Origin of the sequence: Orbus hercynius, from assembly GCF_003634275.1 — a bacterium.
Taxonomy (GTDB): domain Bacteria; phylum Pseudomonadota; class Gammaproteobacteria; order Enterobacterales; family Orbaceae; genus Orbus; species Orbus hercynius.
In genome coordinates this window covers 188,209-199,948 of sequence record NZ_RBWY01000003.1, presented here as the reverse complement: position 1 = coordinate 199,948, position 11,740 = coordinate 188,209, and the positions used below count along the sequence as shown (strand labels likewise).

The window sequence follows — 11,740 nt, the reverse complement described above, 5'->3', positions numbered from 1 at the left end:
TTTTTATCACGTTAATACCTATAAATAATTTTATCATTGCGATCTAGGCGCGATATCCCTAGAATGGTTCATTCATCTTTTAATTATTTAAGGAATCAGCGGGAAAAAACGTAATGCAAAATTATCTTTTCGATATCTTTAAACGTAATGAATTTTCATATCCAGATCTTGTCGCTTTAGGCTTGATCATTTGTTTAATCGTGGTAATTACGATTATTACCCACTTAATACTGCACAAAGTAATCTTAAAAAGTATTGAATGTCATTATGCCCAAAAAGGGCGTGACAAATGGATGAATCTTTTTATAAAACATCAATTTTTTAATCGTATTATTCTAACATTACAAGGCCTTGTCGTTTATATACAAGCCAAAGTTTGGCTAAATAATGATGAATTAATTCAAACAATATTGTTAGTTGTTTCTCAGATCTGGATCTTGATTTTTATTACACTCTCTTTCTTTTCCATTTTAGATATATGGCTGAGCATCACGCAAAAAAATGGTTTAGCAAAAAGATTACCGATCAGAGGAATTAATCAAAGTATTAAACTTATCGTTACTGTGTTTATTGCTATTTTAGTCATCTCATTACTCATCAATCGTTCTCCTATTTTATTATTGAGTGGATTAGGTGCAATGACAGCAGTATTAATGTTAGTATTTAAAGACCCGTTACTAGGCCTAGTTGCTGGTATCCAATTATCAGTTAATAAAATGCTCAATGTAGGTGACTGGCTAGAAATGCCGAAATATGGTGCAGATGGCGATGTTATTGATATCACACTAACTACAGTGAAAGTCCAAAATTGGGATAAAACTATCTCAACTATTCCGACTTATGCGTTAATCTCCGATTCATTTAAAAACTGGCAAGGCATGAGTGAATCAGGCGGACGTAGGATTAAGCGAAGTATTTTTATTGATACAACAAGTGTGTATTTTTTAACACAACATGATTGTGATACATTGAAACAAGCTCAATTACTAGCACCTTATATTGATAATAAAATCAATGAAATAACGCAGTATAACCGTGAACGTCAAATCGATACGGGTTATCAAATAAATGGTAGACGATTAACGAACTTAGGTACATTTAGAGCCTATTTAGAAGCATACTTGCATAATCATCCGCAAATTCATCAAAATATGACCCTAATGGTCAGGCAATTAGCGCCGACTTCAAACGGATTACCGATTGAAATTTATGCCTTTACGAATACAACACAATGGGTCGCTTACGAAAATATTCAAGCTGATATTTTCGACCATATTTTTGCAATCATTCCAGAATTTGGCTTGCGTGTGCACCAAACACCAACAGGAAATGACGTTAGAGCGCTAGGTGAATACATTAAACGATAATTACCCAGCCTTTAAATTAAATTTAAAGGCTGTATGTTAAATAAATAATCGTGTATTTTTACTCATCAACGCCAAAAAACACCCTATTAACAACTAACAAAATGAATGATATGTTAAAAATATATTTTCTATTTTTTTTATTTTTAAGCTCATATTCTGTTTTGGCAGATAATAATAATTTAAGCTTATGGCACAAAATTAAACAGCGCTTATCCGATACATGGCATTCAGATAACTATGAGCTGTATGTGCCGGTCAATACATGGCATAACCGTGCAACCTACGATAGCGAAAACATTAAGGGATACAATGAAAGGCCATGGGGTATTGGGATGGGGGTTTATCGTTTTGATCAAGATGGTGATTGGCATGCCCTGTACGTAATGGAGTTTCAAGATTCACATAATGTGATTGAACCCATCGGTGGATATGCCTACCAGACATATTGGCGACCGAGCAATAGTGATAAATTTCGTATTGGCATTGGCTATACATTAAGTATTACCGCGCGCAAAGACTATAACTGGATTCCCTTCCCTGCCCCATTACCACTATTATCATTTGAATATGACAGACTTTCAATTCAAAGTACCTATATACCGGGCGTTAAACGCAATACGGGTAATATTATATTTACTTGGCTTAAATTGGAACTCGGAAGTTTAACTTAGGTATAAATAAACCGTTACGATAAAAATGCTTACGAATAAAAAAGCGACCAAATTGATCGCCATTGATTAGTTAAAAAAGGGTTAAGTTAATTACCAAAATATTCATCCACATTATCAGTATCGTTACCATTGTGACCATCAGGTAGTGAACGGGTTTTATTAATTGGAATATAAGCACCCCGTGGCGTTTCAATTTGACATTCACCTAAATAAATTGAGTACTTGGTATTTGCCTTCATACTAACACCTCTAAAATAGCATTGCGTTGCGCTGTAAAGATGATTCCAACACAATATTGCAATAATCAACCATATAGCGACAACAGCTAGTGAAACCCACTTTAATTGATGCCAAACGAATGACCAAAAACCTTGTTTACGAAAACGGCAATAAGCAAATATTAGAACAATAACGGCAACTAGACCTAAAAACTCATATAACCAAAATAACCACATTCTTTTTACCCCTTTTTATCTGATTGCGTTGTATTTTGGTTAGTCTATACGAAATCGAACAAAATTACATCCATGTTCCGTTACGAATGACTCCAACAGCTAATCCTTCGATCGAAAATTCTTGTGTTTGTAGATTAACATCAATAGGACTAAAATCACCATTTTCAGCGATTAAACGAACTTTTGCACCTTTTCTTTCCAATCGTTTTACTGTCACCTCTTCGCCAATTCTTGCAACAATAACTTGCCCATTTCTAACCTCTTGAGTTTTATGCACCGCTAACAAGTCACCATCCAAAATGCCGATATCTTTCATTGACATCCCATTCACACGCAGCAAAAAATCAGCACAAGGTTTAAACAAACTCGGATCAACTTGATAATACCCTTCAATATGCTCTTGAGCTAAAATTGGCGATCCCGCGGCAACACGGCCAATTAGCGGTAGTCCTTCTTCGGCGTCTTCTTCGAGTAATAATCGAATACCACGAGATGATCCTGCGATCATCTCAATCGCCCCTTTACGTGCCAATGCTTTTAGGTGCTCTTCAGCAGCATTCGCAGAGCGGAATCCAAGTTGGTTAGCAATTTCGGCACGAGTGGGTGGCATGCCCGTTGAATGGATATGGGCTTTAATTAAATCATAAATTTGCTGCTGTCGCTCTGTAAGTGGCTTCATACTAAAATCCTGTCTATTTATACATATATTGTGATTATATACAGTAACAGCAAGAAAGCCAATGTTTTTATTGCAAGCACAAAACAATTAAACAGGTATTCCCTTATTCAGAACAATAAGGGAATAAAAGGCGATTAAACTGATTAAGACTCAACTTTAACGTTCACTGTCTTGTCATTTTTCGTGCTTAAAGCGGATGAAATCGCGCCGATGAAAACAATATCGCTTGATGAGTTAATCGCTGTTTCAACCGAATCTTGAATCACACCAACCGTCAGTCCTATCGCAATGACCTTAACGGCAATCTCATTGGGAATACCAAACATACTACACGCCACAGGAATTAACAATAAAGAGCCTCCAGCGATTCCCGAAGCGCCACATGCACATACTGATGTGACAATGCACAATAACACCGCAGAATAAATATCAACCTCAATGCCCATTGAATATACTGCCGCAAGTGTTAAAATTGTAATCGTCACCGCAGCACCTGACATGTTAATTGCCGCACCAAGTGGCACTGCAACGGAGTAGGTATCTTCATCCATTTTCAGTTTTTTACATAATTCCATATTAACCGGAATATTTGCCGCGGAACTCCGCGTAAAAAAAGCCGGAATCGCACTCTCTCTCAACGAGGCAAATACCAACGGATAAGGGTTTTTACGCATGACAAAAAATGCTAGCAACGGATTAATCACTAAAGCAACTAGCAACATACAACCGACTAACACCACTAATAAATGGATATAATTAAGCAATTCACCAAACCCGGCTTCAGCTAATGTTGATGCAACAAGGCCAAAAATACCTAATGGCGCAAAGCGAATAATAATTCTAACAATATAAGAAATCGAATACGATAAATCTGTCATCATGGTTTTGGTGGTTTGACTCGCATGACGCAGTGCAAGCCCGATACCAATGCCCCACACAATTAACCCAATATAGTTTGCTTGAACCAAAGCATTAACGGGGTTATCAATCATTTTGTAAAGCAAAGTGGATAAAATTTCTTTAACGCCACTCGGCGGTGTTAAACCAATCGCTTGCACATCATCCACCAGCGTAATTTGTGATGGGAAAATAAAACTGGCGATAGTTGCTATCAATGCCGCCGAAATCATGCCGGAAAAATACAATATAACCAATAAATTAATATTTGATTTTTTACCTTGTTGATGATTAGCTATTGAAGCGGCAACTAACATTAAAACAAGTATTGGCGCGACTGACTTAAGCGCATTAATAAAAAGTTGACCGAATAAACCAACATTCATTGCCGTTTCTTTTGAAACAAAAGCAACAATGATACCCAATACCAGACCCAATAAAATCTGCGGAATTAACCCAACTTTAAAATACAATTTTACTAATGGGTGCTGACGACGAACCATGCTTGTTTTCCTAATTCATAATTTGAGGCAAAACTCTATCATCATCAATCGCATTTTTATAGCAAAAAATCGTTAAAATAATGTTTTTTTATACAACAATACGTTGATATTATGACAAATTATGACATCGTGCCATTCCAGCACAATCTGCTTATTTTTCGTACTTTTGTCTGATGTAGTGCATACTACAATCGAATTATTTACTAAACCTCAACGAAAAAAATGAAGCGATAAGCGCCTAAATGAGATCATCATTTATTGGTATATAGATAAAAACTATATTTAACTATAAAAAAATTATATTGGATAATAACATCTCATCACTTTATAATCATGATTTAGACGTCTATCCATCTATAAGCATTAACGACAAAATATGAAAAGGAACATAATATGAGTACGTACCCGATTTTTCGCGCCGATCATGTTGGTAGCTTTTTACGTCCAAAGTTTCTTCTACAGGCGCGTGAACAGTTTGCCAATCAACAGATCTCTTTTGCACAATTACGACTCATTGAAGATAAAGCGATTACTGAAATTATCAAGTTCCAAGAAGCTGTTGGTCTTCGCAGTGTAACCGATGGTGAATTCCGACGTACTTACTTTCATTTAGATTTTTTACAACAGCTCGGTGGCGTCACAACTGATGCGCCAGGCACGGTTATTGATAGCGATGGTAAGGAAAAGCTCTTACCACCTAATATTCGCGTGACGGGCAAAGTGAAGCATATTAAAGATATTCAACTGGCTGATTTCAACTTTCTAAAAAGCCAGTCCGCGTCAACATCAGTACCTAAAGTCACGATTCCATCCCCCACCATGTTACACTTTCGTGGAGGTCGAAGTGGCATTGATGAAATGGCTTATCCAATTCTTGAGCCCGATTTTTATGATGATGTTGCCAAAGCCTATGCACTCGAGCTTGAGTCATTATACCGAGCCGGATGCCGTCATGTGCAAATGGACGATACCAATTTAGCTTACCTATGTGATGAAAAAATGCGTGAAGCCACTCGTAAGCGCGGTGATGATCCTAATGAGCTACCTTATAAGTATGCTAACTTCATTAATAAAGTTGTTGACCTAAAACCAAAAGATTTAGTGTTATCGATCCATTTATGTCGTGGTAATTTTAAGAGTACTTTCGCCGCTAGCGGTAACTATGACCCAGTTGCAGAAGCGTTGTTAAGTGAAATGAAACTTGATGGATACTTCTTAGAATATGATGATGAAAGAAGCGGTAGTTTTGAACCATTAAAATATCTGCAAAAAGGAAAAATTGCAATTTTAGGTTTGATTTCAAGTAAATTCTCACAGCTAGAAAACCCTGATGATATCAAGCGCCGCATTGATCAAGCAGCGAAGTTCGCCTCACTTGAACAGCTCGCTTTATCACCACAATGCGGTTTTAGTAGTACCATTCACGGTAATAATGTTACAGCAGAGGATCAACGTGCTAAATTACAATTAACCGTTAATATTGCTAAAGACGTTTGGGGATCTATTGATATAAAATAGCCTTAATTAACTCATTAAGATGGCAGTGAGACTCATTGCCATTAATTTTTTGTCCACATTTACCCAATAGAGACCGATATGGATGTTAGTGAAATAAAACAGACTATTTACCATGGCAAAATGAATCATTTTCAAATACTTGTTATTACTATTTGTGTTTTAATTAGTCTAATCGATGGTTTTGATGTATTAACTATCGCGTTTGTTGCACCATCAATTTCAACCCAGTGGGAGCTGTCCCCAGAACAATTAGGCGTGTTATTTAGTGCTGGTTTAGTTGGCATGGTGCTCGGTGCATTAGTTATCTCCCCGTTTGCTGATAAATTAGGCCGACGCGTTATTATCTTATGTTGCTTAGTGATTTTAACCATCGGTATGTTTGCCTCTGGCCTTGCAATGAGCCATACAGAATTAGTGATTGCCCGCATCTTTACGGGACTTGGTATGGGGGCAATACTGCCCGGTATTAATACGGTTGTGGCAGAGTACTCATCAAATCGCTATCGTTCCTTAGCGATTAGTTTTATGGCTGCAGGCTATACTGTTGGCGCTTTAATCGGTGGAGTGTTCTCAATTTATTTGATTAAATACTTTGGTTGGCAATCTGTTTTCTATTTTGGCGGTATATTTTCCGCCATAATGATCGGTGTGGTATTTTACCAGCTACCGGAGTCCCTTGATTTTATCTTAGGTAAAAACAGTCATAAAAACTTAACTAAACTTAATCACCTTCTAGGCAAACTCGGTTTACAGCGTTGTGATAGTTTTCCAAAAGCCGCAACATCACAAGCTGAAGTGCAGCACTTTAACTTACTACTTACCCCTAAAATGTTAAAAGCAACGATTTTGCTGTGTGTCAGTAACTTTATGCTCATGTGCTCTTTCTATTTTCTTGCGAATTGGACCCCTAAAATTTTAGTCAATTTAGGCTATTCTAATGCATTGAGTATCACCGGTTCATTACTGATGAATATCTTTGGTATTGCTGGCGGGATATTACTGGGTTGGTTCTCAAAAAAATACTCAGTACAAAAAGCGTCAGCGCTCATGCTAATTGTTGCATTTATTGCCGTGACACTCTTTGGCTTTAGTGCCAATCTATTACCATTACTCTTCACGTTAATTGCGTTTATTGGCTTTACTATTTATGGCGCAATGGCGGGACTGTATGCGACAGCGCCTATTGTCTTTCCACCGCAAATCAGAGCAACAGGAACCGGCATCGTCTTAGGACTTGCGCGATTAGGCGCTGCGTTAGGGCCGTATATTGCAGGATTATTGATTGCGGCTGAATTACCTCGTGGTTGCTACTTTTTCATTTTAGCCTTACCACTGTTAATTGCCGCAAGCTGTATCTATATCATTAAACCTTATTGCGAATTACCTGACTGATAGCTGATTTAACGCCCGCACCAAGGCTGACCGCTATATGCATTAATATAAAAATGCGCCATAATCGTTGAAACTAACTAGCGACAAACTGAAATGTGTTATTGTTATTTTTTCAGTACAGTTTTCATAGATCATATCAATTACATCGGTTAGCTACAGCAAAGTCAGTTTTACCTTCAATACCATTAACCAAAAAGTTTATCGAGCTGTTCAATAAATTTTATTTCTGGTTTAGTATAAAAAATACCGTGCGGTGAATCAGATTGACCCATTCCGCGAATAAATAAATAATAGACACCACCAAAATGAGTTTGGTATTGATAATTGCTAATACGGCTTTTTAAATAACGATGTAGTGCTAATGAATAGAGCTGATACTGTAAATCATAACGGTGCTCACACATTGCTAGTTCTATCGCCTTGCGCTGATACTCGTGTTCAACGCAACCTAAATAATTAGATTTATAATCGACAATATAGTATTTTCCCTGCCACTCAAATACCAAATCAATAAAGCCCTTGAGCATGCCTTTCACCGTGGTAAAGCTCAATGCATCGCACCGTTTTGATAGTGGATCATAGTGCTTACAAAGTTGATCAAGTTGTAATGCTGATACATCTTGGCGAATCGGTAAATAAAATTGGAATTCATTCAAGCGCTGATCAAGCGATATATCGGCTAATGCTAAGCCATCATGAAGTGGAGCTTGTAACACGCCCAAAAACCAATCGCTTAATGGTGCTTGCCATGCTTCATCTAAGTTTAATTTCGTGATTAGCTGCGCGGCAACAGCCGTGCTATCAGGCTGGGTAAAGTCACTATTTTCAAAGCATTCATGCAAAAGCGTACCCACAATTGCCCCTTTGGGGAAATGGTGGATATCATAAATTACCGATTGACTATCGATCGTGATTAACGATTCATCACGCTCAATACGCTCTTGCAAAACTTCACTATCAAAAGCAGGTAGTCTGTCTAGCAAAAATTCAGTCGCTTGATTGTCATCGTAGTGTGTCGAGTGCAATAACCCCGAATAGCTGGTCACGCGCCAACTACTATCAAGCTGCCGCTTAAATCGATTGGCAGCCAAATGTTCGCTCGCGCTGTGCTTTTTAGCTTTGACTGACGATAGCGGCACGGGCAGTGCGATAATTGGATTATCAATATGGGTGACTTGTTGCACTTGTTTCTCAAGTGCGGAATAATCGTTCTCATCGGGCTCTGAGAGTAAATAGCCAATAGCAGAGTGCTTTAGCGTCAGTTCGCGGCTATTACCTCTTTTTATGCCCGCAAGCCCAAAACTACAATGATATATTGAACGGGTTAATGCAACATATAATAAGCGTAAATCTTCAGCCAAACGCTCTTGCTCAATTAATGCTTTAATTTCTGGCGAGAGACGATAAGCATAGTTGACTTGATAGCTCTGACGATCGTGATAAATCACACTATCGGACTCCCGATATGAACCGATAAAAGGTAGAAAAACAATTGGATACTCAAGCCCTTTTGATTTATGAATCGTAATAATATTGATTAAGTTCTCATCACTTTCTAAGCGCTGTTCATGATTGTCCAAATTGCGATCGGGCTCATTGATTTGCTTGGTTAACCAACGAATAATGCCATAAGGCGTATCAATATCTTGCGCAATTTCTTGCAATAACTCGCCCAAATGCATGAAGTTGGTAATAATGCGTTCACCATCGTGATAACGTAATAAATTTTCCGCAAGATGACGACGGTTCATCAATCGACGCAGCATTACTAAAACGCCATAACGAAGCCAAATAGCTTGATAATCTTTAAATTCTTCGATCACCGTTTCAAAGCGATCTTGTGAATCTGACAGCATGTCGAGCTCTGCCATCGACACACCAACTAACTGTGTTGCCAGTGCGCTACGCACATAACTTTCATTGGTTGGCGACAAAGCAGCTTGCAAGATCCGCAGTACTTCTCTTGCCTCTAACGTTTCAAAAACACTTTTGCGATTAGAAACATAAATACTTTTCAAATTACGCTTGTTTAGTTTTTGTTGAATAATTTCAGCTTCGCGGCCTGTGCGCACTAAAATCGCAATATCCGCTGATTGTAATGGCCTTGGCTTGAGATCATGACCATCGCTGAAATACGCCTGTTGTGATAACCATGTAGAAATTTGCTCAGCACAATACTCGGCAGAAGAGTCAAAATATTCACTACTTGAAGTAATCTCTGGCGGCAGTAAATAGCCTTGCAAAGCAGCGACTTCTTGCTGATTAACATACAATCCTTTGTGATGATTCTTCGGCGCGCTTTTCATCGGCACGAAGGGGATCGCCTCAAATATAAAAGGATTTGCTTTACGACTAAATAAACGATTTACCGCTTGCACCATACTCTCACTAGAACGCCAATTAGTTAGCATGGTAAACTGATGATCTACCGACGACTTGGCCTTAATATAGGTAAAAATATCGGCGCCACGAAAACCATAAATCGCCTGCTTAGGATCACCAATTAGCAGCAGGCAAGATTGCTGCCTATCGCGATAAATCGCGTTAAAAATTTGGTATTGAATCGGGTCGGTATCTTGAAACTCATCAATCATTGCAGCTGGGTACTGCCGCATGATCTGCTCGGCTAAAACGTTGCTCTTATCGGTTGATAACGCATGATGAAGATGGTTAATTAAATCATTAAAACCCATTTGAGACAAATGCTGCTTTTGCTTATCAATCAGCTTTGCCACCATGTTGACAATATCAAATAAAATATGATCACGCAGGCTAAAGTGCTGCGTTAAAAATTGTTGAATCTCAAGGAATATCGCATGGGCTGGTGCCATCTTATTATCGTCCGTTTTGCTATCTAGCTCAGCCTGACTGAATTTAGCCAGCTCATCAACAATAGCATAATCAACGGTAGGTAACTGCGCCCAGCATGTCACGCTATCTAACCATCTGGGTAAATTAGCTTTACTGTACGAGCGCTTACTCACGCCTGAACTGACAATAATCGGCGCCAAATCAGCAACAGCCGCTAACCACTGCTGCTTAATGGCTTCAATTTGGCTGATGGCTTGTTGATGAAACAGTTCAATACGTTGCCCCAACGGTTCAGACGACACATGAATGTTATCCGGCAAAGGCTGGTTAAGATAAAGCGAAATATCATCTAATAAGGCGTTCGGATCCGCCCAATACACCCAAATCATGCGCGCAATATCTTCGGGTAAGGGGGTAAAATAAGTGCGCCAAAAATCACTCACCACTTGCAGGTAGAGCGAACTTTCATCTTTTACTAAGGTTTGATTAAATAAAATACCCGCTTCAAACGCATACGTCGTTAATATACGCTGGCAAAAGCCATGAATGGTAAAAATTGCCGCCTCATCCATGCTTTGTTCAGCATAAGTTAAGCGTTTTAAAGCTTGGTTTTTATCTTCAATTAGATGGATTAATTGTTGATAGTCATCGTCTTGATGATACCCTTGTACACAAGCTAGGCGTAATTGATGGATATTTTGCCGAATACGATAACGTAATTCTTCGGTTGCCGCTTTCGTAAAAGTAACCACCAAAATTTCGTCAACCGACAAAGGCCGCAAATCACCATGCTGACCAATACCGAGTAACAGACGTAAATAAATAAACGCTAAAGAATAAGTTTTCCCCGTCCCCGCTGACGCTTCAATAAGTGAGCGCCCAATTAGCGGTAACGAAAAAAGATTCAGTTCATCAGACTGATTTAAACACAGTGATGATGCCATTCCAATACACCTTGCACATTAGGAGATAATGAAATACAGGCAACATCTGCAGTTGAAAACATAGGTGGCGAGACATGGGGACACAACTCATTCACCAAATAGCCAACTAAAGGTAAATGTGACACAATGAGCACTGAGTGAATCCCTGTTAAGGATAGTATCGATAAATTATCAACAACATGCATTGCACATCCACTCGGTGTTAGTAATTCATTTGTTTCAGTCTGTTTAATGGGTACTAAATCAGCAATAATCGAATAGGTTTGCTGGGCGCGAACGTAAGGACTTGCTAAGCCAAGATCAAAGGTAATCTGTTGCTCATTAAACCAATGCGCTACTGACTGACATTGCTTTTCGCCAAAAGGAGTAAGAGGACGACTTGAATCGGATGAAGCACTGTAACCCGCTTCACCATGTCGCATAACATAAACTTTCATTATGATAATACTCGCAGATAGAAAGATGTAATCAACACATTCAATAACTGAATCAAATTACATCTT

The 11,740-nt window shown here is 38.5% G+C and carries 9 protein-coding genes; 4 read left to right on the top strand and 5 right to left on the bottom strand.

The window, feature by feature from the left end:
* The first annotated feature begins 113 nt into the window (after positions 1-113).
* Together DES39_RS08545 and pagP are read left to right on the top strand one after the other, a co-directional pair.
* Positions 114-1,367 carry a mechanosensitive ion channel family protein gene (locus DES39_RS08545; RefSeq protein ID WP_121145363.1) on the top strand — a complete coding sequence of 418 codons (1,254 nt, stop codon included), beginning with the start codon at positions 114-116 and terminating at the stop codon, positions 1,365-1,367.
* A 110-nt stretch (positions 1,368-1,477) separates the two neighbouring features.
* On the top strand, positions 1,478-2,038 hold the full coding sequence (gene pagP / locus DES39_RS08540; protein WP_211324668.1) for a lipid IV(A) palmitoyltransferase PagP: 561 nt from the start codon (positions 1,478-1,480) through the stop codon (positions 2,036-2,038).
* An 86-nt stretch (positions 2,039-2,124) separates the two neighbouring features.
* Here pagP and DES39_RS08535 read toward each other — a convergent pair whose 3' ends face one another.
* The 3 genes from DES39_RS08535 to sstT all read right to left on the bottom strand — a co-directional run bounded on the left by DES39_RS08535 (position 2,125) and on the right by sstT (position 4,572).
* Positions 2,125-2,493, bottom strand: a complete 369-nt coding sequence (locus DES39_RS08535; RefSeq protein ID WP_121145362.1) for a hypothetical protein — start codon at positions 2,491-2,493, stop codon at positions 2,125-2,127.
* 64 nt (positions 2,494-2,557) lie between these two features.
* Complete coding sequence (gene lexA / locus DES39_RS08530) at positions 2,558-3,172, bottom strand: transcriptional repressor LexA (RefSeq protein WP_121145361.1); 615 nt, start codon at positions 3,170-3,172, stop codon at positions 2,558-2,560.
* Positions 3,173-3,315: 143 nt separating this feature from the next.
* A complete protein-coding gene (gene sstT / locus DES39_RS08525) occupies positions 3,316-4,572 on the bottom strand; it encodes a serine/threonine transporter SstT (protein WP_121145360.1) in 1,257 nt (418 codons plus the stop codon).
* Positions 4,573-4,965: 393 nt separating this feature from the next.
* Between sstT and DES39_RS08520 the strand changes: the two genes are divergently transcribed.
* Both DES39_RS08520 and DES39_RS08515 read left to right on the top strand, forming a co-directional pair.
* Positions 4,966-6,090, top strand: coding sequence for a 5-methyltetrahydropteroyltriglutamate--homocysteine S-methyltransferase (locus tag DES39_RS08520; RefSeq protein WP_121145359.1), 1,125 nt, complete (start codon positions 4,966-4,968; stop codon positions 6,088-6,090).
* Positions 6,091-6,168: 78 nt separating this feature from the next.
* Positions 6,169-7,482, top strand: coding sequence for an MFS transporter (locus tag DES39_RS08515; RefSeq protein WP_121145358.1), 1,314 nt, complete (start codon positions 6,169-6,171; stop codon positions 7,480-7,482).
* 185 nt (positions 7,483-7,667) lie between these two features.
* Here DES39_RS08515 and recB read toward each other — a convergent pair whose 3' ends face one another.
* Both recB and sixA read right to left on the bottom strand, forming a co-directional pair.
* Positions 7,668-11,237 (bottom strand): exodeoxyribonuclease V subunit beta, encoded by a 3,570-nt coding sequence (gene recB, locus DES39_RS08510; RefSeq protein WP_121145357.1) that lies wholly within the window; start codon positions 11,235-11,237, stop codon positions 7,668-7,670.
* Positions 11,216-11,674, bottom strand: coding sequence for a phosphohistidine phosphatase SixA (gene sixA / locus DES39_RS08505; protein WP_121145356.1), 459 nt, complete (start codon positions 11,672-11,674; stop codon positions 11,216-11,218). The genes recB and sixA overlap by 22 nt, the downstream gene beginning before the upstream one ends.
* Positions 11,675-11,740: the final 66 nt, after the last annotated feature.